Consider the following 24,398-nt stretch of genomic DNA (forward strand, 5'->3'; position numbering starts at 1 on the left):
TGCAAGCTCGCCCTTCGCGCCGCGGTTGAGCATCGCCACGATCGAGCCGATGATCTCGAGGTGGCTGAGCTCCTCTGTCGCGATGTCGTACAGCATGTCCTTGCGACCCGGATCTTCCTCGGCGACTGCCTGGGTGAAGTAGCGCATCGCAGCGGCAAGCTCGCCCTGCGGACCGCCGAACTGCTCGAGCATCAGATTTGCCAGACCGGGATTGGTCCCGCCAACGCGCACCGTGTACTGCAACAGCCTGTTGTGCATGAACATGAGAGTCTCCGTTTCAGTGAATGCCAGCAACACAGCGCATGGGGTATGCCTGCGAGGACGCGGTCTACCACTGAATCAGGCATGCCACGCACGTTGAGGGTGCGTCACAAGGTGCGCAAGCCGCCATGTTCCTCGTGGCAACAGCAAGACAGTCATGGATTGAGACGATCTGCGCGAACCGGGAAGCATGGCCATCGGAGCAAACACCGTGAAGTTATTTTTTTTAGAAGAACTGGCGTGCGTGACCGCAACACGGTGACGGCGACACATGTAGTAATGCTTTGGAAGCGAAATATTCTCGACGTACTCTGCTTGATTGATGAACCGAGAGTCTCCATACCCGTTTCTCGACGGGCCGAGCACGCCTGGAATGGGCGCATTTACATTGGGAATGCTGTTTCTACATTGTTTGCGGGCAACGCCCGCCTGGGCGGCATTGCCCCTGTCCGGCTCGCCGGTGGGTCGAGGTGAGGTGACCAGACCTCAAACCGTCCGCGCAAATCTGGATTTCACCAGTCTGACTTCGTGAGGGCGCGATCAACGACGTGTTCGGCGCTTACGTGGTTTCGTGCCGCCCGTCCAAATGGGTCTGGGCATGTCGTGGTCGGGTCGTGAGGCATCCGTGTTATCTGCCTCGCAATCCGGCTGCGATCGACTTCAGCGCACACCTCCGGCAGAAGGGTAGGCAGGGTCACTGACAATTGATGTGTCGACGCCCTGCCACCTGAAGTAGTAGACGCCTATGACAATGCACATCAAGCAGATCGTCAATGCGGCTCCGATGACAAGCCGCGCCGTGAAGAACAACCAGGTCGTGTTCGTTTCGGTCGCCCCTGCCTTTCACCAAACATCCACGACTGCGCCACACCTGTCCGGCTCGCCAGTATCCCGTTTCCACTGGACGCCGTAAGCCGGTCTGTCAGGCGCCCCCGCAATGCCTCACGCGCTCATGTCCTAAATCGACCGCAAAATTGTCATTTCAGAAGTCGGCGAATGGACATTATTCTGCGACTCACCGGTGCTGGTTTTTCTTTGTTGCAACGGGCACCCGTAACTTCGTCCTGGCATCAATCCTTCCCGGTGCGTCCGGATCTCCGCATTGTCAGGCAGGTCAGATTGTCACCTCGTAGCGCTGACCTATTGCCGCAATGGCGCAAAAATGACATTCGTGATGCGGCATGGCCTCGCAAGCCGGTCCTTGTTATGGCGCTCGCGATCTTCGTGGCCGGTGACGTGATTGGCGCATCAGCGAACGACATCTCCATGATGTTCTTCAGCCGCGTACTCGCTGGGCTCTATGCCGCGACGTTTTCTCCGACTGCTGTGAGCATGGCATGCAAAACAACGATGCACCCGTCGTCTATGTAGTGGATGACGATCCGAGCGTCCGTACGTCGCTCGACCTGTTGCTACGATCGGTCGGCTGGCAAGTACAAACCTTCACGAGCACCGCGGAATTTCGCGCAAACCATTTCGCACAGCGGCCCGGCTGCCTCGTGCTCGACGTGCGCCTGCGCGGTGAAAGCGGCCTGGTGTTCCAGCAGCAAAGCTACGACCGCCCCACCGTACCGATCGTTATCATTACGGGCTTTGCCGACGTCAATATGTGCAAGCGAGCCATGAAAGGCGGTGCGATCGATTTTCTGGTGAAGCCGTTCGCCGACCAGGAACTGATCGACGCCGTCAGCGCGGCGCTGCTGGCCGATCAAAAGCGGCGCGCCACGGAAAAAGTGCGTCGTGAACTGCGCAGCGAATATGAACAGCTGACACCGCGTGAGCGGCAGGTGCTGTCGTATGTCATCAACGGTGCCCAGAACAAGCACATCGCACTGCGTCTCGGCTTGAGCCTGATTACCGTGAAGCTGCATCGCGCTTCAGTGATGCGCAAGATGAACGCCTCTTCGCTGGCTGAACTCGTGCGCAAAGGCACGGCGCTCGAACTGCCCGTGGTGCCGACGCTGACGACGTCGACCTAAGCCGATATAGCCCGATGCCGTCCACAGCATGATCGATTCGATTACAACCGCCTCTGGACTCGTCTGCATCTCGACCGGTTGAATTCGCAGCCGAAAGCAGCCACCCGAACCGGGGCCAACAATCTCGTCAGCCCCACCCCATCAACCCCGCTGCAACTGCTAGCGCCCCCAGGCGCTACGCGCCATCGCCGCCAGGATATACCCGGCAATTCGCGGATTCTCCCTGATTCGCCGAGTACTATAGCCATACCAGTCATGCCCATAGGGCACATAGACTCGCACGTTAAACCCTTGCGCAAGCAAAGCATCACGCAGTGGTTCGCACACCCCCAGCAACATCTGGAACTCGAATCGCGATCTGTCGATCCGCTCGCTCTGCAGCCAACCGGTCAGTGCATCGATCAGGTGTGCATCGTGCGTCGCAATGCCCACGAACGATCCCGCCAGTATTGCGCTCGAAACGTGCCGAACGAAGTGTGCATTGATCGCGGCTCGATCTCTCGATGCGCCATCGACGAGATGCTCGTTTGCTTCCGCATAAATTCCCTTGCAAATGCGCATACGGCTCTTGCGCGCCTGCAGTGAAACGATGTCACCGTTCGTGCGCGTCAAATACGCTTGAAGCGCGACGCCGACTGCATATCCGTCGGTTTCGAACTTCGAGAACGCATCGAGCGTTTTCTGCGTGCAGCTGATGTCTTCCATGTCGAAGCACGCGCTGATTCCATGTGATGCGGCCGCTTGCAGAATTAAAGAGACTCGCGTCATGCACGCGTCTTCGTCGAGATGCAAGCCTAGCGCGGTCAATTTTATCGACAGCTCGCTAAATTCATTTAGCGCATCAGGCGCCTGAACGAGATCCAGATAATCGCGGGTCATCGACTCTGCCTGATCCGGCGACGACGCAGTCTCGCCCAGCACATCGACGGTTGTTCGGAAGCCCGCTGCGTGGAGCGCGTGGATACGCGAGCGGGCATCACAAAGCGTTTCGCCGGCGATATAGCGGCGGGAGATCTTACGAATCAACGAACGGGGAACGAGCGGGATGGCGTGGGCCGCCATCGTATTGAGAATACGCATGTTGTGGTCTCGCGAAAACGCCGTCGCACGAATCTGGCTGCGGTGAATCGATTCGAACGACCTCTCCGGACTGTTATGCACAACAGGTCCGGGACGAATGCCAGGGCGGATGCAATCACTGCACCGACACGGGCTTTCAGTACGTTTTCAACGGAGGCCAGGCAGCTGCGTACATTGTTCGAGTGGAGCCTTTTGCAGTTCACTACGGTGTGGGCCAACGCCTGCGTTCGTTACGTCAGCAGGCGCGCAAAGCGTAGCACGAACGCCTTCCCTCTCACGTCACTTGGCATTGATGTACCAGAGTGCGTCGGTGTTCAGCGCGGGTTTTGCGTTTTGCGGAACGGCTGCCTGCGGCGCGCCCGCTTGCAAGCTGGCGGGATGTGCGGCTACCTGCGATTGAGTCCCGGAGGACGGCGATGGGCTAGCCGGCGTCTGCCTTGTCGACGGGCTGGAGACATACCATAGCGCGTCCGTGGTGGGTGCATGTGCGCCTTGCACCGCAGGCCCCTTCGAAGCGGTGGGCGCCGGATCCGCCACCTTCGGCGCAGGACCGTGTCCGGCCACCATCGAAGTATTCGCCTCCGTGGCCGACACCCCGCTAGCCGTGCGCATTGCGCGCGCTTCGTAAGATCCGCTCTGGAAGATCAGTGTCTGCTCCGGCCGCCCGATCACCGCGTAGGGAAATTGCATATCCCAGCGCAGCAATACGCGCCCGGTTGGTGTTTCCGCGAAAATGGCCGGCACGTGCTTCATGTCGACGAACTGGACGAACACTTTCGAACCGTCGTCGAACACCTGCATCGGCTTCGCCTGGTCGGCGCCGGTGACAGTCCAGCCAAAATTGTACGCAGCAGACGTGGCGACTACCGCGCCGGACGCCGCCTGGGGGGAAGAAGCCACCAGCTGCGCGGCGGCATGCGGCCGGCCGGTCTGCACAGGCGTGATCTCGAGGCTTGCGAACGGGCTATAGGTTTGTGGCGGCGTAAAGGACGGCGGCAGAATGGGCATAGGTGAATCCGGCGATGCGGCTATGGACTGAACCGCATCATAGACCTTGCGCGCGTAGCTGAGGCGCTTGTCCGGCGACGCTGCGTTATACGCGCCGACCGCATTCCAGTTCGGGCCGAATTGACGAATGTTTTCCGACAGAATCCACGCGCCGACATAAGCATTGGTGCACGGATCGAACAGGCTTTGCTCACTGATTCCTTCGCGGGCAAGAACCGGTAGCCATGAACTGTTGATTTGCATGAGCCCGATATCGGTCGTGCCATTGCTATTGGTATTGACGCGATCGGCTTGCATGCCGGACTCGACCTGGGCGATACCGCGCATCAAGCTTACGTTGACATGTTGAAACGCGGCTGCGTCGTCAATGCAATCTGCATACGCTGTGCGATGCAGGCCGAATAAGGCGACACCGATCAATAGCGTCTGAAGCAGGGCATCACCGATCGAACCGTATTTTTCGAACTTCATAGCCATTGCATTTTCGTTGTCCGGCCGCGTTGAATAAAATGACGCAACCGTGTCGATCAGATTGCGTACCCAGCCAAGCAGCGAAATATCGGCGATGCTGGGCCACGGTCTCGGCTAGCCCTCAGCCAGTCCGTCGTCGGCGATCAAGCCGAACAACAAATCGGAGAATGCTTTCGCAGCAAGCGTGCGAGTGGAACGTTGCCTCGTCAGCAGCGCCACCGTGCGTTCAGGGAGTGGCGGGTCGAGCGGAAGGCTCACCAGACCGCGGTGCTCGCGTAACACCGCCGACGGCAGGATGGTTGCGAGCCGTCCATGCTTGACCGACTTCAGCACAGTGCCGAGCGCATTCGCCTGTAGCATGACCGACGGGCTCACCTGATTCGCGCGGAAATACGCATCCGCAAATTTGCGCACGACAAAGTCCGTGCTCAACAACGCCATCGGGATGTCTTGCAACTGCGCGAGGGTGACCGCCTGGCGGCGCTTCGCAAGCGGGTGACCCGTTGCGACGAGCAAGGCGATGTGCTCGGGGAAAAGCGGATGCGCGTCGATTTCTTCCGAGCGGGCATCGGTAAAGCCGATCCCGAGATCGAGCTCGCCGCGTTCCAGGCCAATCTCGATGTCCTCGAGCGGCCGCTCGCTCGCATCGATCGCGATGGCGGGATAGGCGTTCTGGAAGTGCCGCAACGCTGGGGCAATCAGATGTTCGGCGAACGTGGGAGTGTAGGCCAGCCGCAGCAAACCGCCTGCGAGGTCGCGGACATCATGAACCGCACGTTTGCCGGCCTCGAGGTGTTCAAGCGCCTTTTGCGCATGCTCGATATACACCCGGCCGAACTCCGTCAGGCTCACCACGCGCCCGCCCCGGTCGAAGATCGCGCTGCCGAGTTCGCGTTCGATCTGCCGGATCTGCTGCGACAGCGCAGGCTGCGACACGTGAAGCATTTCCGCGGCACGCGTGAAGTTTTTCACCTCGGCAACCGTCAACACATATCGAAGCGGGCGAAGCATCAAGGTCGCATCCTCCATAAGGCAGGCTTATAGAAATCATCGCAATATCGTCTTGGACTCGGCCGCACGGAAAGCTCAGAATGTCTCACGAGTTGAAAGCTGGCCATGCAAATGAAGGCAAGTCCCGGCGAGGCTTGCCGCACCAGCATTCTACTGTCTACTTTTACAGAGGCCGTGTATGTTGCAGCTTTTCATTCTGGGCGTCGTTGCGATAAGCGCAGGCGCGTGCGCTACCTGGTTGATCGCAGTTTCGGTTTCGCAAAAGGCAATCGCATCCAGCGCGGAAGCGGGGCGCTTTGCCGGACTTGGCGAAGAGTCTGAACAGCCGCACAGGGCACGAGGCAGGCGCCGGGAAGCGAGAGCCGTCGCTCAACCGCACCGGCACGCTGGCCTGGTAAAACGGGTGCGCGAAATGAGTTTGCGTGGCGCACGCGTGCGTTCGATGCAGTGCGTGCGGCGCGCGTAGTCCCGAATTAGATGCGCTTTCTGAAGACACCATCAAGGGTGACTATTTCAATCGCATAATCTCAACGATTTTCATCGTCTGGGGAAAAGACAAACGTATAATCCGCCGCAGACCGGCTATTGCAGCAGTTGCCGCCAGCCAATATCAGAATGACTGCACGTACATCTGCAACTTCCCAGCATGTCTTCCGACGAGACCTTGCGCCGCTGGCGGTTGATCCTGGGCCACTACGCCACCCGTCCGCTTGCCGGCACGGCATTCTCTGCCGATGACTGGAAGCTCGACCAGACTCTCGAATACCTGTACGGCCGCGAATACGAAGGGCGCGGCCTCGCGCGTCGCAATCCCGGCGGCGGTGGTTCGCTCGATCCTGCCCAGTTGCGCGCGATCGACTGGCTGTCGCGCTCGCGCAAGCTCTTTCCGCAAGACGTATTCGAACGCATGCAGACACAGGCGATCGAACGCTACCACCTCACCGAGATCCTCGAAGATCCGCATGTGCTGCGCTCGCTCGATGCTTCGCCGGCCCTGACCCGGGCGCTGCTCGGTATGCGCGGCCGGCTGTCCGCGCAGATGCGTGACGCCGTGCGCGAGATCATCCAGAAAACGGTCGACGAGATCACGCAGCAACTCAAGAAGGAGTTCGTGCACGCGCTGAGCGGCCGGCGCAACCGCTTGCGCCGCTCGCTGATCCCGAGTGCGCAGAACTTCGATGCCCGCGCAACCATTGCGGCAAATCTCAGGCACTACAGCGTCGAGCGCCGGCAGATCGTCATCGAGCGGCCGCGCTTCAGCGCTCGCGTCAAGCCTCATCTTCCGTGGGATATCGTGCTATGCGTGGACCAGAGCGGCTCGATGGCCGACTCCGTGATCTACAGTGCCGTGATCGCCGGCATCCTGTCGGCGCTGCCTGCGGTACGTGTCCGGCTTGTGGTGTTCGATACCGCCGTGGCCGACCTGACGCATCTCGCTCACGATCCAGCTGAAGTGCTGCTAACCGTACAGCTCGGCGGCGGGACCGATATCGGCCGCGCGGTGAGCTATTGCGAGTCGCTGATCTCCAATCCGCGGCGCACCGTGCTTGCGCTGATCAGCGACTTCGAAGAAGGCGCGCCGCCCGGGCCGCTGCTAGCGTCCGTGCGGCGTCTGGCCGAGGCCCGGGTCACGCTGCTGGGCCTCGCCGCGCTCGACGGATCAGCCATGCCGCTTTACGACCGTCAGATGGCGCAGCGTCTGGCTGACCGCGGCATGCAGGTGGCCGCGCTCACGCCGACGCACTTCGCACAGTGGCTGGCTGAAGTGATGAGCTGAGCGCGCAAACATGCCCTGGTTCGACACATACCGCGCCTACGACGACGACACGCTGATCGCGCTCGCCAATGCGGGCCTGCTGCGGCGCGCCGCAAAGGACGTGGAAGCCGGCAAGGTCGGATGGATCGAGCAGGAGGAAGCGCATGGTGTCATCGGCGCCGATGGCCAGCGCGTGCGACTAGACGGACGCGGTCCGCAGCAGGCACGCTGCGATTGCCCGGCTCCGGATCTCTGCAAGCACATCCTCGCCGCCGTGCTGTGGTTGCGCGCGTCGCCGACGCTAACGGCAGCCGATACGCCTGCGCCCACTCAAGCGCCTTCCCAGCCCCAGGCCGTTACGGCAGACCCACTGGCCGAGATTCTCGCGCTGTCGATAGCCGCGCTGTTCAAGGCGGCCGGAGCGGCCGCCGTTCGCCGCGCTGCCGCGACACCCGCAGGCCGCGTCGAATGGCGGCAGCAAGGCGGCGTCCTCGTGATGGAGCTACCCGATCTCGGTCAGAGTTGCCGCTGGATAGCGGGCGCTGGCTTTGCCGGAATGGTTTCCGACGTACCCGCCGCGGAACGCAAGGCGGTGCACCTGATGGCGCTCGTCGCGCTGCGCGACGCGCACGGTCTTGCGCCTAGCTGGCCAGCCGATGTCCAGCCGGCGGCCGCCGAACCGGTGGCCGCACTCACCGCACTCACCGCACTCACCGCGCGCGAGCGGGCATTCCTCTCGCAAGTGGAATCCACGCTGTCCGAGCTGCTGACCGGTGGCCTGTCGCACGTCAGCGAACTGACTTCGGCGCGGCTGCTCGCGCTCAATATGTCGGCACGCGGCGAGGGCCTGCCGCGCCTCGCTGCCCTGTTGCGCAACCTCGGCGGGACTGTCGATCTGCTGGTGCGCCGCGACCATCGTGCCGAGGAACGCGACGCGCTGGCCGCAATTGCGCGCATCCACGCATTGTGTGCCGCGCTGGGCACCGCGGACGGCGAGCTGGCATACGCGCTGCGCGGCCAGTTGCGCAGGGATTTCGACGCCTCGCAAGCGCTTGAACTGCTGCCGCTCGGCGCGCATTGGTGGCAGACCCGCGGCGGCGCGCGCGGACTCACGCTGGCCTTCTGGGACCTGCAGGGCGCCCGGCTGTTGCAGGCCACGCTGGCCCGCCCCGACGGCAGCGACCTCTCGTTCACACGCCAGAGCGCCTGGACCACGCAGTCGATCTGGCCTGGTGCCGGAGCGGCACAACAGATCTGCAACGCAGCCTGGCGCATCGAACAACCGCGGCTTGCCGACGATGGCCGGCTCGCGGTCGGCGGCGCCACGCGCGCGCAGTCGGAGCCGCTGTGGGACGCCAGCGATCCACGCCTGCAAACCCTCGGAATTCACGACTGGGCCGAGCTCGGCGAACGCCTGCGCGCTGCCACGGGTCTGGCCGGCGAGCCGCTCGACAGCGTTCTGCTGCGCCCGGTCAACACGAACCCGCCGCGGCTCGACGAGGCTCGGCAGCATATCGACTGGGCGGTACAGGACGCGCAGGGCCGTTGGCTAACACTTGGCATCCCGGTCGATCCCGCGCATCAAGCGCGCATCGACAACCTCGATCGCCTGTACGCGCGGCGCGCCAGCGTGCTGGCGGTGCTGGTGCAGGTGGAGCGTGCGGCGGCCCAGACCACGCTGCTCCCGATGGCGATCCTCAGCCGGGATGCAAAGAAACGGCTACAGGTCATCTCGCTCGATTTCGCCGAGGAACCGGTACGCCCCACTTCGCTGGGCAACCGCATCCTGCGCCTGCTCGAAGCGCGCCGCGAACAGGCGCCCGCGGCAGCCGCCGCGACACTGACCGCGCGCCTGCTGGCGCCGGTGTTCGAACTGCTCGAAACCCAGGCCGCGACCGGCCGCCTCGGTGCGACCGCATCTCAGGCCGGGCGCATGGAGCAAGCCCGCCAGCCGATCAGTTCGGTCGGGTTCGGGACGCTTGCTGTGGCTTTGGAATCGCATCTGCGCAACCCGGACGCCGGCGGCATGCTGCGGCTGTACCGCTTGTGCGAACTCATGACCGAACTCGATGGGTTGCCGGGCACCGGCCCCTGACACACGAAAACGATACTTCCCTATTCAGGAGGACGCGTGGGCATTCTGGACAAGATACTGAGCGCAGTGGCAAGCAAGGCCGGCATGGGCAAAGGCGACGGCGCGCAGAGCGGCGGCTTGACCGGCGAGCAGACCCGGCACCTCCGGCAAGCGCTGGAACCACTCGAGCAGGCCGGCGCCGGCCTGGCAAGGCAAGCGCTGGACTTCGTGATCGACGGCGGAAATGTCGATGTGCTGCTCGCCTTGCAGCACGCCGCGACGTCCGAACCCGGCCAATGGCTCGGGGCACCTGGCCGCCTGCGCTGGAAATTCCAGCCGTGGCAGAACAAGCCGCTGCTGGAAGCCGGCGGCAAGAGCCTCGAGAACCGCGCGCGCTTCTACGCCAGCCTCGATGCCCAGACCGTGCCGCTCGAAACCCTGGCGCGGCTCGGCAAGTTGCTGGCCGCGGCCGACGGCGGCAAATCGCTCGACCAGCCGGGCGCACCCGTGCCCGACTGGCTGCAGTACCTGGTGAACGACGCGGTGTTTGCGTCCTTCAACGATCATCGTGCGCAGACGGATCTGGTCAAGACCCGACCGGCCTGGGACATCGTGCTGGTCGCAAGGCTGCTCGAGCAGGAAGGACTGGACCCGATGCTCGCGCTGCAACTGGTGTTCGAACGCCGCGATCTGTCCAGCTACTCCCGCAATCATATCGACGGCCTGACCCACCTCCCCGCCGTCGCCGGGTTCATGCGTGCGCATCGCGAAGCGACCGCGGCGCTTCCCGGTCAACTCTCGGCGGCAGGCCGCATCGTCCTTGCGCAGCGCATCGGCAATGACACGGCGCTGCTCAACGACTTCGCGGCGCTGTTCGTGCAGCTCGCGGTCGATGAAAGCAAAAGCGTGCGCGCGCAAGCCATTCCCTATCTCGAAGGCATCGCACAAGCCGAACGGGTGGCTCTGCTCGGCGCCCTGCTGACCGACGGCGACAGCACCGGGCGAACTCAGGCCGCCGAGTTACTGGCGCGCTTGCCCGTCGACGCCGCGCGCGCCCGGCTCGATGCCGCGCTTGCCACCGAGACCAGCAAAGCGGTCCAGCACGCGATCCGCGCCGCACTCTCGCGCCTCGACGCCGCCGGCGACGCCAGCAACGTCGCCCTGCCCGACCCGCCTGTCTGGGCATCGATTCGCGACACCGTGCTGGGAAAAGAAGCGATCCCGCTGCTGAACGAATCCCGCATCGAACTGCTCGAGCTCGCGCGCCGTCGGGCAGACGAGGAAATCGAGAGCAACCAGACCCGGCCGGTCAAACGGAAGTGGCAGCAGGAAGCCTATAAGAACTATCAGAAGTTCAATGACGACGATCTGCGCGCCGTGCTGCGGGTGTTCAACGGCGAGGCCAGCAAGAGCGATCGCGAGCGCGTGAGCAATTCGATGCTCCGGCAGATCGCGATGTACGGCAATCGGCTGCATGCGCTGCCGGAGTTCAGCGCGGCGCACATGATCCGCTGGGCCGCGGCCACGACCAACTGGTCGTTCTGGTTCGCCAACGATTTCCAGCTATGGCTCGGCCGCCAACCCGAAGGCAGTGTCGATCTGCGGGCCTTGGCCGAACTGCTGGTACGCGCCGGTCAATCGATCGACGATGTGGCGAGCGCCGCCCTCACGCCATTCTGGAACCGCCCTACCGCATCGAGGGTGCTGCCGCCCGGGTGCGTCTGGCCCTTCTTTGCCGAGCACCCGGAGTTCATCGACGAGGGCCTGGGACTCACCGCGCCCGTCGAGCGCTCGCACAGGCGCACCGGCTTCGACCTCGGCACCACGCTGGAGACGCTGTGCACCTTTCCCACGATGCCGCCGCGCTGGCTGCCGCGCGTCATGGAAATCGGGCTGGGCGAAGGCAAAACCCACCGGCCGGCCGCGCAGCAGGCGCTGTCGAAGCTGCCCGATATCGGCCGGCGCGTGATCGAATCGCTGACGCACTCGAAGAGCGAGGTGCGCATCGAGGCGGCCAACTGGCTGGCGGAATTACGCCACACGCCGGCCATCGAGGCACTGACGCAGGCGCTCGACAAGGAAAGCCGCGAAACGGTACGCGCCACCTTCCTGACCACGCTGGAAGCGCTGGGCGACGATATCTCCCCGCGCATCGCGCCCGCGACGCTGCTGGCCGAGGCCCGCAAGGGACTGAAGGCGAGGCTGCCCGCGGGCCTCGCATGGTTCCCCTTCGACGCGTTGCCGGCCTGCCGGTGGGCCAATGGCGACGTCGTCGAAGCCGACATCGTGCGCTGGTGGGTCGTACTGGCCTACAAACTCAAGGAGCCCGGCGGCAATGCGCTGCTGACGCGCTACATTGGCCTGCTCGATGCGGCCAGCCGCGAGGCGTTGAGCGCAATCGTGCTGCGCCGGTTCATCTCGCAGGACACGCAGCATCCTTCGCTTGAAGAAGGCATCGCTTTCGCCCAGGCTACCGCGCCGCAGCGCTGGCAGGGCAATCAGCAGCGCTGGCAGAATGCAAAGCCGGAGCACAAACAGTTCTACGAGGCCGAGTACAACAAGTCGCAGGAGCAGGTGTTCGAGGAATGCAAGCGTCAGAAGATGAGCGAGTACCTCGGCAGCGCGATCGGCGAAAAAGGTATCCTGGCGCTTGCCGCGTACGCGCCGGCGCACGAGGCGGTCACGCTGCTGCGGCAATACATGCGCGACCACTACCCGCGGCGCGCGCAACTGGAAGCCATGCTCGAAGCCACGTCAGCCGGCAATGATCCGCTCGTGATCCAGTTGCTGCTCAGCCTGTCGCGGCGCTACCGCACCGCATCGGTACAGGAGAAGGCGCGCGTGCTGGTGCAGCAGATCGCCGGGCGCAACGGCTGGTCGCAGGAGCAACTGGCCGATCGCACGATTCCGGGCGCCGGCCTCGACGAGACCGGCACGCTGGCGCTGCAGTACGGCGAGCGCGTCTTCACCGTGACGCTCGATACAGCCATGAAAACCGAGTTGCGCAACCCCGACGGCAAGGTCGTCAAGGCGCTGCCCGAGCCGCGCCAGACGGACGACGAAGCGCTGATCAAGGAAGCGAAATCGCAGTTCTCGGCGCACCGGAAGGAACTGAAGCAGGTGATCGAACTGCAGACGGCGCGCCTGTTCGAAGCCATGTGCGCCGGCCGCGCGTGGCCGCAAGCCGAATGGCGCGAGTACCTGCAGCGCCACCCGATCGCGGGCCGGCTGATCCAGCGTCTTGTGTGGTTCGAAGTCGACGCGCAAGGCGATATACGCACCAGCCTGCGCCCCACCGAAGACGGCAGCCTGATCGACACGCAGGACGACGAGGTCGAGCTCGCTCCCGACAGCATGCTGCGCGTCGCCCATGCATCGCTGATGGATCCGGAGACGGCCGCCGCCTGGGTTCGCCATTGCAAGGACTACAAGATCACCCCGCTGTTTGCGCAGATGACGCGCCCGACGCCTGCGCTGCCGCTGCGAGACGAGTCCGGCCGCGACGTCACCGGGATCAGTGACCGCCAGGGCTGGATCAGCGATGCGTTCACGCTGCGCGGCGCCTTCACGAAGCTCGGCTACCAGCGCGCGCAAGCCGAGGATGGCGGCTTTTTCTATCAATACACGAAGGACTTTTCGAGCGTCGGTGTGCGGGTGGCAATCGAGTTCTCCGGCAATACGCTGCCGGAAGAGAACGTGCCGGCCGCGCTCAAGACCCTGAGCTTCGAGGCCAGCCAGGTCCGCAACTGGAACGAGCGCATCCTGCCCCTCGCAAAGGTGCCGCCGGTACTGCTGGCCGAAGCCTATGCGGACTACCTTGCGATCGCCGAGGCCTGCGCGGGCTTCGACGCCGACTGGGAAAAGAAGATGCCCTGGTAGCCCGGCAGCGGCATCCGACACCCCTTCATTGACGACATCGCCATGACCGAACACTCTGCATCCGGATCGAACCTCGCCGTACGTCTTCCATCGGAACAGCGCTACGCCGACGAACTCGCGCGCCTCGCCGCCGCCGATCGCGAGCCACGCCCACCCGGCTGGAAGCTTTCGCCGCGAGCGGTGCGGCGTTTCATCATCGGCGACGAGCCGCTGCAGATCAGCCGCAAATTCTATGGCGACGATCCGCTGGTCGATCGCGCCATCGTCACGCTGATGGGCCACCAGGGCCTCATGCTGGTCGGCGAGCCGGGCACCGCCAAGTCGCTGCTGTCGGAGCTGCTGGCAGCGGCCATCAGCGGCGACTCGGGTTTGACCGTGCAAGGCACCGCCGGCACGACCGAGGACCACCTCAGGTACAGCTGGAATTACGCACTGCTGCTGGCCGAGGGGCCAAGCCCGCGTGCGCTCGTGCCGTCGCCGGTGCATCAGGCGATGCAGGCCGGCCGGATCGTGCGCTTCGAGGAAATCACCCGCTGTCCGCCCGAGATCCAGGACGTGCTGATCTCGCTGATGAGCGACAAGCAGATGATGATTCCCGAACTCGCCCGCAATGCCGACGAAGGCGCGCGCCTGCATGCGCAGCGCGGCTTCAACATCATTGCGACGGCCAACCTGCGCGATCGCGGCGTGCATGAGATGTCGTCCGCGCTCAAGCGGCGCTTTAACTTCGAGACCGTCCAGCCGATCCGCGACCACCAGTTCGAAGTCGACCTCGTGATGGCGCAGTTGACGCGCGAACTGGCCGGCGGCGAAGCGCCGGTCGAGGTACCGCGCGATGTGGTGGCGCTGCTCATCACGACCTTCCAGGAATTGCGCGCCGGGCAGACCAGGGAAGGCACGGCCATCAAGGGGCTGGACGCTGTGATGTCGACCGCCGAGGCCGTCAACGTTGCCTATGCGGCGGCGTTGCAGGCGCGGCATTTCAACCATGGCCAGCTCACCGCACGCGAGATTGCCGGGCAGCTTCAGGGCGTGGTGCTCAAGGACAGCCAGGAGGACGTCAAGCGCGTGCGCCACTACTTCGACACCGTCGTGCGGGAGCGCGCCCGCCGCGATGCGCAGTGGAAGGCATTTCACGAGGCGGCGCGCGCGCTATGGCAATAGGGCACGCGTGCGCGGCACTGCCAACGGCGTTGGGCGAAGCCGGTGCACGTCTGTTCGGCGACGGACAGGAGGTCTTTTTTGCTGGCGTCCGGCACCACAGCCCGGCCTGCGCGCTCGCATTGCGTCACATGCTGCGTGAAGTCAGACCGGCGGCGGTGCTGGTCGAAGGTCCCGACGACCTTGGCCATATGCTGCCGCTGCTGCTGCACGAAGACACGCGGCCACCGGTGGCCTTGCTGTGCCAGAGCGCGCCCGATCAGCCGGCGTCGTCCGGCAACGACGCCAGCGATGGAAAGCGCCACGCAACGCGCAGCGCGTTCTTTCCTTTCTGCGACTACAGTCCCGAATGGATCGCACTGCGCGAAGGCGCAGCGCTCGGCGCGCAGGTTGCGCTGATCGATCTGCCCTGGCAGCACAAAGCCTGGCGCGACAACGACCCGGCCGACGGCAGTGAAGCCGCCCGCAGCCTGATGGAAGAACGCCATTTCGCGCACAGCCGCTATCTGGGCGAGATGGCGCGGCGCATGGGCTGCGTCGACCACCACGAGTTGTGGGACCGCCTGTTCGAACTGCGCGCGCCGGCAGCGCGAACCGACTGGCGTGCGTTCTTCACCGATGTTTTCCACTGGTGTGCGATGGCGCGGCTCGATTACGAGCCCGAGGTGCTGGAAGCCGAGGGCAGCCTGCCGCGTGAGCGCCACATGGCCGCGCATATTCGCCGCTGGCGCGCACAGTGCCGCGGCCCCATCGTGGTCGTGACAGGGGGCTTCCATACGCTCGAACTGGTGCAGCAATGGCAGCAGATCGAGCCCCTGCCCGCCTCCGCGCAGACGAGGCGCAACGCCGATGCCTGGCTGATCCGCTACAGCTTCGACCGGCTCGACGCACTGAACGGCTACGCGTCGGGCATGCCCTCGCCCGGGTACTACCAGCAAGTGTGGGATCAGCTAGCCACCGGCGATGGTCCGGGCGACAACCATCGTGACCCGTATGCCGCGGTCGCGATCGAATGCCTGACGCGCTTCGCACGCCAGACCCGTGCCGACGATCACGCCGATGCAGTCTCCACGGCGCTGGTGCAGGCCGCCGTCGCTCAGGCGACACAGCTGGCCGCACTGCGGGGCAACGCAGGGCCGGGCCGGCAAGACCTGCTCGACGCGATCCGCTCGTGCTTCATCAAAGGCCCGATCGACGAAGGCCAGCGTGGCTTCATGGCCGACCTGCGGCGCTTTTTGAGCGGCTCGCAGATGGGCGACATCCCGCCTTCGGCCGGCTCGCCACCGTTGGTGGAAGACGCGCGACGCCTCGCTCGCGCGGCGGGTCTGCGGGTGGACGACAGCACACCGCGCGTGGCCCGGCTGGACCTCTATCGCAAGCCCGCGCATCAGGTTCGTAGCCGCTATTTCCACGCGATGGCCTATCTCGACGCTGGCCTCGCGACATGGTTGACCGGTCCCGACTTCATTGGCAACAGCCGCTTGCAGTTGATGTTCGAGGAGTGGCAAGCCGCATGGTCGCCGCTGGTGGAGGCACGACTGATCGAGCTCGCATCCAGTGGCGCCACGGTCGAGGCCGCCTGCATGGCCAGGCTGCGTCGTGAACAGGACGCGCTGGCTGACCAGGGGCACGCACGCAGCGCCAGTGCCGCTGTGCAGCTGTTGCTGCGCGCGTGTCTGATCGGCCTGCAAGCGCGGCTGCCGCAACTGTTAGCGATGCTGGCCACGCATCTCGATGAGGACGCCAATCTCGGCTCGGTGGTCGAATGCGGCCATCGGCTCGTGACGCTGTGGCGCGCTCGCGAACCGCTTGGCGTGCAGCAGCATCCGGCTCTGCGCGCCTTGCTGGAACGGGTCGGGCCGGCGGCGCTGTTTCTGCTGCCCAACCTGTCACAGGTGGATGAGGCCGGCGAGGCGGGCGCAGTGAGCCAGCTCACGTCTTTGCGGGAATTGTGGCGCCTGCTGGCCGCACTTGAGATGGACGACCGCCTCGACACCGACGATGCGCCACTGCGCGCCCAGCTTGAACGTTTCGCCTCTGCGGTCGACACGCCACCAGCCGTTTGCGGCGCGGCTGCGGCCCTTCTGTTTCTGGATGGACATTGGGACGAGCATGCGCTCGACAGCTTGCTTGGCCGGCACTTCGGCACAGGCTCGGACGCGCGGCAAGCGGTCCGCTTCCTGAACGGCCTGACAGCGGCGGCCCCCGAACTGTTGCTGCGCGTGCCTGTCCTGCTCGAAGGGCTCGATCGGCTGGTGCAGGACTGGGGCGCCGACGCGTTCATCGCGTACCTTCCCGATCTGCGCCGGGCTTTCACGCGTCTCAAGCCACAGGAGACCGCGGAACTCGCCAGCCGGATCGCCGGGCTGCATGGGGCCGAAGGCAGCGCGGCATCGATCGTGCAGATGCATGACGAAACCAGCGAACAGGATCTGCACACGGGCCTGAGGCTCGAATCCGCGTTGGCTGACTGTCTGCGTCGCGACGGACTCGCACGGTGGCTGGAGTGAAGCGGTGCTGAACGCACCGATGGCAAGCCCTCGCCGCATTCCACGTGCTGGATTTCAGCGTCGCGCAACCAGCAGCGCTTCGTGCTGCCGCAGCTTTTTTGCCCGCGCGGTTATCGGCCTGTGATGGCCCGCTTGCCGGCAGGCAGTACGGTCCTTATGAGAGTTTGCCGACAATCGCGCCGAATTCATCCTTCGTGAACGCACGCAGCGTTTGCGTGCGAATGTTGCCCGCGGAGCCGAGAGCGCAACCGAAAGACATGAAGCTTTGCTCATCGGGCGCTTCGATGACCGTGACGATGTCATATCCGCCCAACGTCCAATAGATCTCCTTCATTTCGCAGCCAAAGGACCTGGCCAGTTCCGCTGCCTGACCGGCCCGTTGCGGGCTGTTTTTGACCGTGCGGATGCCCTGATCGGTGAATTGTGAAAGAACCACATAGGTCATCATGATGATTCCCCTTACGATTAGTACGAGACGGGATTCACACGCGCAAGTCAGATCACCAACGGTATCGCGATGGCGTTAGCCGGAAGCTGTTTTGCGCGTAATCAGAGTGTATGCGTCGGGGGCGCAGGCCACCGGGTTTTCGCCATCGTCGTCGTTATTGTGGCCAACGCTGGTGTGACTCACTTCCACCGATCAGGGCTGGCGTTTGCCGCGGCCACCAGCGGGTTTGCCAGTCGGCTTATGTGAACCAACAGCCGGCTTGCCGGCGGGTTTGCTGCGTGGCTTTTTCACACTGAATGGGTTATCGCCGAACAACTCTGCACCTTTACCCGCGGCCACAGCCTGCTTCGCCACGGGCTTCCGTGTGTTTTCGCCACTTTGCGGGCGCGTCTTTTTGCCGGGCATTAGCATGGCGCCTGATGCAGCCTGCGGCACTTTCGGCTTCTTGGGCTTTTTAGGTTTCTTGATGATCTCGCCCGTCGCGCTGGTTTGCGGCACACGGTGTTCGGCTTCAAAACCCGGCTCTTCCTCACGGCGCAGCGTGTGCCGGATCAGCGCTTCGATCGCGGCCAGTTGCGGCGCTTCATCGGCACACACAAGCGACACCGCGACGCCGCTGGCGCCCGCGCGGCCGGTACGGCCGATCCGGTGCACATAGTCTTGCGCCACGATCGGCAGATCGACGTTGATCACCAGCGGGAGGTCGTCGATATCCAGTCCGCGCGCGGCCACATCGGTGGCGACCAGCATACGGACTTCGCCCGTCTTGAAACGCTCCAGTGCACGCAGACGCGCGGGTTGCGGTTTGTCGCCGTGGATGGTGTCGACCGCATAGCCCGCTTCCTCGAGTATGGCCGCCAGGTAGTCCACGCCATTGCGGGTCTTGACGAACACCAGCGCATGCTCCCAGTTGTTCTCAGCCACGAGGTGCATGAAGAGGTCGGGCTTGTTCTTTTTATCCACCGTCACCACCCACTGCCTGATCTTGCTGGCGGTGGCATTGGGCGGGCTGACGCTGATATTGACCGGCTCGCGCAGAATGCCCGCCGCCATCGCGCGGATATCGTCGGTAAACGTGGCGGAGAACAGCAGGGTCTGGCGTTGCGCGGGCAACGCAGCAAAGACGGCGTCGAGTTCGCGCGCAAAGCCCAGATCCAGCATGCGGTCGGCTTCATCCAGCACCAGCGTTTGCACCTGATCGAACTGCACTGCGTTCTGGCGATTGAGATCCAGCAAACGGCCCGGCGTGGCAACGAGCACGTCCACGCCTTTGCGCAACTTCATCATCTGCGGATTGATGCTGATACCGCCGTAGGCAGCCAGAAATCGTAAGTCGAGGCCTTTGCCGTAATCGGTAAAGCTTTGCAGCACCTGCTCGGCCAGTTCACGCGTGGGCACCAGCACCAGAACACGCACGCGATTGCTGGACACCGCTGGGCCGTGTTGCACCAGCCGTTGCAGCAGCGGCAGCGCAAAACCCGCTGTTTTGCCAGTGCCCGTCTGCGCCGCGGCCATCACGTCCTTGCCACTGAGCACCGCGGGAATCGCCTTGGCCTGCACCGGCGTGGGTGTCTGGTAATTGAGGTCCTGCATGGTACGCAGCAAGGGATCGATCAGGCCAAGCGAGGCAAAAGACATTGGCTTATTCCGGGGTAAAGCGGCAATTCTAGCGGGTAGCGCCTGGATACGCTCGCTGTCGACGTGTCGGCGCTGACTCTCGCCAGCGCGGCCATGCGATGCCGCGCGTCGATGGCAGTGAATGACGTGCCATTGGCATTGCGAACCGGTGTGCATCGATTGAAGACGGTTCACCAGGGTGCAACATTTCAATCAAGCAGTTGAGGAAGACGAACATTCTCTTGCACATTGCGGCGGCCAGATCTCAATCGTGCCGTCGCCGATGGCACTCACAGCAAGGAGCTCACCATGCAACCCCTTTCCTCTCCAGGTGACAAACCTCAATCGCGACATTCATGGATACATGCACGGTCTATCGACCGCACGACAAGCATTAACGAAGGAGACAATCATGTCCTGTTTCACAGTTTGTGACTTACTCATAGTCATCCCGATGGCGCTCGCGGGTGCGCTTTTTTTCGACGCATTGCCGTGCGACTCGATACTCAAGTGCAATTCGCTACGGGTAGTAGGCGCCCTGCTCGGTGTCGTATTCACGGTAATGCTGGTCGAAGGTCTGCCGGCGATCATGTAGTGTCGCGCGCAGATTGCTGAGACGTCGTCTATTCAAGCTCGCAGCAGCATCAGGCCACGATGGCCCGGACCCGCCGGGCTGCTGCATGCATTCGCCGGCACTTCTGCTGCGCCAGCCACTGCAGCGATTCCCGCACGATCTCAGGCGAAACCTCGTCGAATGACGTAGCGCGAATCAACGCTTCGCTTGCGGCAATGTCGTTGAATCGCCCCAGCTTGTTCTGCACGGACGTCAACTCATTGATGAAGCGCCCGCGTCCGCCTTTGATAACGGGTTGAAAAAACTCGAGTAGATACCTGAGCTTTTTGCCAGCCTTGCGAACGTCGTGAAGATATTCTTCGCTGGGGGTTTCGGTACGAGCCGCGCGCCGGCTTCTCTTTTGAAGTGCGTGTTGCGCCCGTCGGACACGCTTCCTCGCAAACGCCCGAATCGGGCGATCGCTACGACGCGATTGCAGTGCGGCTTGCGCGCGGTGCAAGACATCGTTCAAAAATGCCTCGACATCGTCGCTTCTGATCAACGTCTGGCTACGCAATACCGCCTGTGCGCGCTTCTCGTGAGCCGCCACGACCAGCGGGTCGATCGACACGCCTGATTCCTGAGCGACTCTCAAAAGATCGCCTGCAACGTCCCAGTCGCGCGTTTCGCCTGCAACCGCAGCGAGACGCTTGAATTCTTCGGTAGCCTGCGCGGTCGCTTCCTCTCCGAGGTAGGGCGAGTATGCCCAGTACAGCGCACGCAGTTTTCTGAACGCGACCCGCAACTGATGAAACCCTTCTTCATTGCCGTGTGTGGACAGCTCTCTTGCCCTTTGCACTGCTTCGGCAACCACCGGCGTCGCGAGTGACGAAAAGGTACTGGCGATCGAACTCGTTTTTGATAGTGATGTACCAGGCCGCCGACGGTCGACTTTGAAGACCGCGTTGAACCGTGGCAACCGCCAGTCGCCATCCATATCCATGTCAGCCTCGAGTGCTGCAAAAAAGGTTCCGAGACCATACCACACCACTTTCGCTTACCACGGTTATTGTGACATTGCGATGAAACAAATTTGAATGTGGTGTGTAAGCCTGCTTTCGCATACGGCAATGCCGCATACCGGCATTTCTGTACTAGGATATCCAGCTATATCAGGCACCGCCGATACGCTGGCGCGTGAGCGCCCCTTGAACATGTCGGGAATGCAAGCAGGAGTCCAGTTTGAAGAGACGCGCCACCGTGATCTGTCGCAGAGGCAAGCGGATTCTTCTGGTCGCACGCAGTCAGTCGAAGTGGGCCCTTCCGGGCGGAATCCTGAAGCGTGGTGAACAGAGTCTGGACGCCGCCCTTCGGGAACTCAGGGAAGAGACACGGCTATCCGGGAAGTCGGCCAAGCATCTGTTCGACTTTCGTGGCAAGCAAAAGCACCACCACGTGTTTTCATGCGAAATCCCGAATCGCGCGAAAGCTCGCCCGAGCAATGAAATCGCCAAATGTCGCTGGGTCCACCTCGACGACATCGTTCGCCTGATGACCAGCGGGCCGACGACCAATATCGTGAAGCTTATCGGTCAACGGCGCAGGAAGTAGCAGGTCGCGAAGGTAGGCAGCGCAAACAAACGCAGGCGCGACTATCAGGCGGTCGCGGCCACGCTTGGGGCCGAAGAGGGTTCCTCCGCTGCCAGATCCAGCGCCGACAGCACGATTCGTTCGCCCGTGCGTGGAAATGTTTTTCGCTCGACAGCCTGAAGAATTCGCCGCCGCCCCAATTCAAAGGCGAGCATTAACTGTCTGGACGTTACGTCGGCGGCGCCGAGCTGCTCGCATACAACGTCCGAGGTCACTTCAAAGGCGCAATAACCCCATCCGAACGCGTATGCCGAAAACCAGAGCGTCGGCCCGGATGAAAGGATCGGCGCCGTCAGGCGGGTATCCTGCTTGTCCATGATCGTCTACCTGTAGGTCCGATGACGGATGGCTATTTTCGCATGGCGCGATACTACCGGGCCACGAAAAACTCGGCCCGGTGAAGAACAATCACACACGTCATGTCACGGGCGACAGCGAACCGCCTCCCGTGACACGCGTGATTACTTGGCAAGCGCCCAGATGTTGGTCTGATTTGCGTCAGGACCCGCGGCTCGCGAGGCCAGCGACGTGCCGGTCACATCGATCGGATTCAGCTTCTGCGTGTAGCCGGCCGGCGTGATGTACGCGTGGTTCATCGGTCGCACGGAGTCGAGGTGAGTATCCGCACTGCCCGCGAGTTCCGGCAGGTTCACGATGTTGGCCGCAATGAACGATTCCGTGTACTTCGCGCGGGCGAGGTACGTGGACGGTTGCACCGGGTCGGCAATCTGGAACATGTCCTGCAGCGTACGCACCATCGAGAAGTGGCTGTACTCATCGCTGTCGACGACATTCGGGTTCAACTGGTTCGTTGCGACACCGAAGATCGAATTACCGTGACCGTGGTTCCCCGCGTTGTACAAAACCGTCGCGGTCGGCGTGAACTTGCCGTTCGCGAACGTGAGCGGTGCCTGGTTCACGTTAGACGTCACCGGGTTCCAGCCACAGCATGAAGTCGAACTCCCCTCCCCTTCGTCGAACATCACGACAATCGCCATCTTGCGTTGCTTGTTGGCCCAGAGCGGCGATGCCTCGATTTTCGTGACCACCTGACGCACGTAATCGTCACCGCGTTGAACGATCTGCGAGCTGCCGCTTGCGCAGGATGGATCAGAACCCGCGCCGTGCATGTCGTCGCAACGGTCGGGGATGATGAAATTCAAACTGCCCACGTCGCCCGACGCGAGGTCGGTGCTGAACTGGTCACTGTTAAAGCCGGCCGGGATCGGGTAAGCCGTCGACTTCGCCCAGTCGGCAGCGGTGTATTGCGTGCCGAAGATGGTGCGTGTGTCGGCGTTGAACTCAGGCAGATTGCGGGTCTGCTGAGAAACCAGGCCTGGGTGATGTTCGGTTTTAAAGAGCCCGTCTGGAACCGGAAAGGCGGTTCCGTTGCCGCCCGGGCCCGTGTAAATGTCCGACACCGCGGCGTCTGCGACGCCATCCGTGCGCGGGTCCTGGCCCGGGTTGATGGATTCGTTATAGGTGCGCCACGTCATGCCGGCCTGCGACAACAGATTGAAGATCGTCGGCTGCTGGAGGATGTTGTGCGAAGCATTGGCACCCACTGCACACGATGCGCTTCCAAAGTCTGGCAGGAGGTGGCCATCCGGTGGCGGCAACGCCCCGGTCGCAACCAGCGGTTGGCCGTCTGAGGCTTTGCCGCCGGTGAATGCGCTATCCGTGGGTGTCGGCGAGCCGCAGCCCCACCAGCTATCGTCTGCGATACCCCAATCGTCGCCACTGCTGAGCGCCACATAGTTCGGCTCGCTCGGATTGCCGGTCGAATAATAGGTGGTGAACTGATTGTTGGCGGTGAGGAACTGGTTGATGAACGGCGCGCTCGCTGAACCGAAAATCCCCGGGGTGCCCGGAACGGGAGCCACGCTGTGGTTCTCGAGCATGATGATGAAGACGTTGTCGTAGCGCGGAATGCCTTCGACGTTGAACGCCGCCTGTTGTGCCTGTGCGAACGTGATCGGCGTCTGCACCTTCGCCGGCGTCACGACGGTCGTGGCGCTCACGCCGGAAGCACCGACTAGCGCCGGGTCGCCACCGGCCACCGCGAGGTTGTCAGGGAACATGTCGCCGCGGTCGAGCTTGGTGGTCGCGTAGGTGTAGCGGTTCGCGAGCTGGTTGTCTTCGTAGAGCACGGCCTGCTGCTCCGCGCCGGCGAGCTTGTTCACATCGCCGAGCACGTCCGCAGCCGGCACCGATACCGACGTCGCACCCAAGGTCGGCGTGCTCAGGCGCGAGGCCAGGTTGGTCTTTTCGGTGGCATAGGTCGTGCCGTTCGCTTCGACGAGGCGCTGCACTTCGCTCGACATCGGGCTGATCACGACGGCCGTTGCGCCCTGGTCGGAAATTTGCGCAGCCGAGGCGCGCAGAATCAGGTGGCTCGCGGGGGCTGCGCTAATCGCGGTGTTGATGGCCTTGGTGCTCACGTCGGCGATCAACTGGCCGGTCGCCGTGGATTGCAGCGTGAAGTGACCTTTGCTGTCGGTCGTCGTGCTCGCTTCCGAACCGTCGCACTTGCCGTCGCCGTTTGCGTCGATGCAGACGGTTGCGCCGGCGTAGTAGCCGGCCTGAAGAATCGGGTCCCCCGTCGTGCTGCCGGGCACGAAGCCAGCGGCAGCAACGACACCTGTAAATGTCTGTGCGGCGCTTGCCGCAGGGCTGGTCGGTGACGCTGACGGATTGTCCGAATTGCCTCCGCAAGCAGTCAGCACACAAGCGGCTGCGATCGACGTGAGAAGCGGCGTAAGCGGCGTACGTTTTGTTGAATTGACCGGCATTGTTTTGAAGAATCCCTGTTGATTGCGCGAGTCCCCGTCTCGTGCTCTTGCAACGACAAATCCGGATTCGCGCGCAGCGTTTTTATTTCAACGATATGTACAGGGGCCGGCGATGTAGTCCGAAGGGCAACTGCGATGGCCACGACCA

At 63.1% G+C, this 24,398-nt stretch carries 18 protein-coding genes; 9 read left to right on the forward strand and 9 right to left on the reverse strand.

Annotated elements, in window-relative coordinates:
- A partial coding sequence (locus ACYVNQ_RS37590) for a manganese catalase family protein (RefSeq protein WP_460910936.1) occupies nucleotides 1-264 on the reverse strand: 264 nt, incomplete at its 3' end.
- 993 nt (nucleotides 265-1,257) lie between these two features.
- Here ACYVNQ_RS37590 and ACYVNQ_RS37595 point away from each other — a divergent pair.
- Both ACYVNQ_RS37595 and ACYVNQ_RS37600 read left to right on the forward strand, forming a co-directional pair.
- Nucleotides 1,258-1,632: an MFS transporter gene (locus ACYVNQ_RS37595; RefSeq protein ID WP_460910938.1), complete on the forward strand. Its 375-nt coding sequence runs from the start codon at nucleotides 1,258-1,260 to the stop codon at nucleotides 1,630-1,632.
- The gene (locus ACYVNQ_RS37600) at nucleotides 1,599-2,240 is read left to right on the forward strand and encodes a response regulator transcription factor (RefSeq protein ID WP_460910940.1); all 642 of its coding nucleotides are present in this window, start codon (nucleotides 1,599-1,601) and stop codon (nucleotides 2,238-2,240) included. Before ACYVNQ_RS37595 ends, ACYVNQ_RS37600 begins: the two co-directional genes overlap by 34 nt.
- A 159-nt stretch (nucleotides 2,241-2,399) precedes the next feature.
- Here ACYVNQ_RS37600 and ACYVNQ_RS37605 read toward each other — a convergent pair whose 3' ends face one another.
- The 3 genes from ACYVNQ_RS37605 to cynR form a co-directional block, all read right to left on the reverse strand.
- The gene (locus ACYVNQ_RS37605; protein ID WP_460910942.1) at nucleotides 2,400-3,320 is read right to left on the reverse strand and encodes a proline dehydrogenase family protein; all 921 of its coding nucleotides are present in this window, start codon (nucleotides 3,318-3,320) and stop codon (nucleotides 2,400-2,402) included.
- Nucleotides 3,321-3,599: 279 nt separating this feature from the next.
- A complete protein-coding gene (locus ACYVNQ_RS37610; RefSeq protein ID WP_460911274.1) occupies nucleotides 3,600-4,799 on the reverse strand; it encodes a transglycosylase SLT domain-containing protein in 1,200 nt (399 codons plus the stop codon).
- A gap of 114 nt (nucleotides 4,800-4,913) precedes the next feature.
- Nucleotides 4,914-5,810 (reverse strand): transcriptional regulator CynR, encoded by an 897-nt coding sequence (gene cynR, locus ACYVNQ_RS37615; RefSeq protein ID WP_460910944.1) that lies wholly within the window; start codon nucleotides 5,808-5,810, stop codon nucleotides 4,914-4,916.
- Nucleotides 5,811-6,456: 646 nt separating this feature from the next.
- On the opposite strand from cynR, the gene ACYVNQ_RS37620 reads away from it, so the two are divergent.
- The 5 genes from ACYVNQ_RS37620 to ACYVNQ_RS37640 all read left to right on the forward strand — a co-directional run bounded on the left by ACYVNQ_RS37620 (nucleotide 6,457) and on the right by ACYVNQ_RS37640 (nucleotide 17,190).
- Nucleotides 6,457-7,587 carry a VWA domain-containing protein gene (locus tag ACYVNQ_RS37620; RefSeq protein ID WP_460910946.1) on the forward strand — a complete coding sequence of 377 codons (1,131 nt, stop codon included), beginning with the start codon at nucleotides 6,457-6,459 and terminating at the stop codon, nucleotides 7,585-7,587.
- A gap of 100 nt (nucleotides 7,588-7,687) precedes the next feature.
- Nucleotides 7,688-9,661: an SWIM zinc finger family protein gene (locus tag ACYVNQ_RS37625; RefSeq protein ID WP_460910948.1), complete on the forward strand. Its 1,974-nt coding sequence runs from the start codon at nucleotides 7,688-7,690 to the stop codon at nucleotides 9,659-9,661.
- 36 nt (nucleotides 9,662-9,697) lie between these two features.
- On the forward strand, nucleotides 9,698-13,519 hold the full coding sequence (locus ACYVNQ_RS37630) for a DUF4132 domain-containing protein (RefSeq protein ID WP_460910950.1): 3,822 nt from the start codon (nucleotides 9,698-9,700) through the stop codon (nucleotides 13,517-13,519).
- Between the two features lie 42 nt (nucleotides 13,520-13,561).
- Nucleotides 13,562-14,683: an ATP-binding protein gene (locus ACYVNQ_RS37635; protein ID WP_460910952.1), complete on the forward strand. Its 1,122-nt coding sequence runs from the start codon at nucleotides 13,562-13,564 to the stop codon at nucleotides 14,681-14,683.
- The gene (locus ACYVNQ_RS37640) at nucleotides 14,674-17,190 is read left to right on the forward strand and encodes a DUF5682 family protein (protein ID WP_460910954.1); all 2,517 of its coding nucleotides are present in this window, start codon (nucleotides 14,674-14,676) and stop codon (nucleotides 17,188-17,190) included. Before ACYVNQ_RS37635 ends, ACYVNQ_RS37640 begins: the two co-directional genes overlap by 10 nt.
- Nucleotides 17,191-17,344: 154 nt before the next feature.
- Here ACYVNQ_RS37640 and ACYVNQ_RS37645 read toward each other — a convergent pair whose 3' ends face one another.
- Complete coding sequence (locus ACYVNQ_RS37645) at nucleotides 17,345-17,638, reverse strand: GYD domain-containing protein (RefSeq protein ID WP_460910956.1); 294 nt, start codon at nucleotides 17,636-17,638, stop codon at nucleotides 17,345-17,347.
- Nucleotides 17,639-17,830: 192 nt separating this feature from the next.
- Nucleotides 17,831-19,276 carry a DEAD/DEAH box helicase gene (locus ACYVNQ_RS37650; RefSeq protein WP_460911276.1) on the reverse strand — a complete coding sequence of 482 codons (1,446 nt, stop codon included), beginning with the start codon at nucleotides 19,274-19,276 and terminating at the stop codon, nucleotides 17,831-17,833.
- A 391-nt stretch (nucleotides 19,277-19,667) separates the two neighbouring features.
- Between ACYVNQ_RS37650 and ACYVNQ_RS37655 the strand changes: the two genes are divergently transcribed.
- Nucleotides 19,668-19,850 (forward strand): hypothetical protein, encoded by a 183-nt coding sequence (locus ACYVNQ_RS37655; protein WP_460910958.1) that lies wholly within the window; start codon nucleotides 19,668-19,670, stop codon nucleotides 19,848-19,850.
- 49 nt (nucleotides 19,851-19,899) lie between these two features.
- Here the strand turns inward: ACYVNQ_RS37655 and ACYVNQ_RS37660 are convergent, their stop codons facing one another.
- Nucleotides 19,900-20,811 carry a CHAD domain-containing protein gene (locus ACYVNQ_RS37660; protein WP_460910960.1) on the reverse strand — a complete coding sequence of 304 codons (912 nt, stop codon included), beginning with the start codon at nucleotides 20,809-20,811 and terminating at the stop codon, nucleotides 19,900-19,902.
- 239 nt (nucleotides 20,812-21,050) lie between these two features.
- Here ACYVNQ_RS37660 and ACYVNQ_RS37665 point away from each other — a divergent pair, with 239 nt between their 5' ends.
- Complete coding sequence (locus ACYVNQ_RS37665) at nucleotides 21,051-21,419, forward strand: NUDIX hydrolase (protein ID WP_460910962.1); 369 nt, start codon at nucleotides 21,051-21,053, stop codon at nucleotides 21,417-21,419.
- 44 nt (nucleotides 21,420-21,463) lie between these two features.
- Here the strand turns inward: ACYVNQ_RS37665 and ACYVNQ_RS37670 are convergent, their stop codons facing one another.
- Nucleotides 21,464-21,775: a hypothetical protein gene (locus ACYVNQ_RS37670; protein ID WP_460910964.1), complete on the reverse strand. Its 312-nt coding sequence runs from the start codon at nucleotides 21,773-21,775 to the stop codon at nucleotides 21,464-21,466.
- Between the two features lie 144 nt (nucleotides 21,776-21,919).
- Nucleotides 21,920-24,250: an alkaline phosphatase family protein gene (locus ACYVNQ_RS37675; RefSeq protein WP_460910966.1), complete on the reverse strand. Its 2,331-nt coding sequence runs from the start codon at nucleotides 24,248-24,250 to the stop codon at nucleotides 21,920-21,922.
- Between the last annotated feature and the right edge of the window lie 148 nt (nucleotides 24,251-24,398).

Source organism: Paraburkholderia jirisanensis (genome assembly GCF_054782355.1).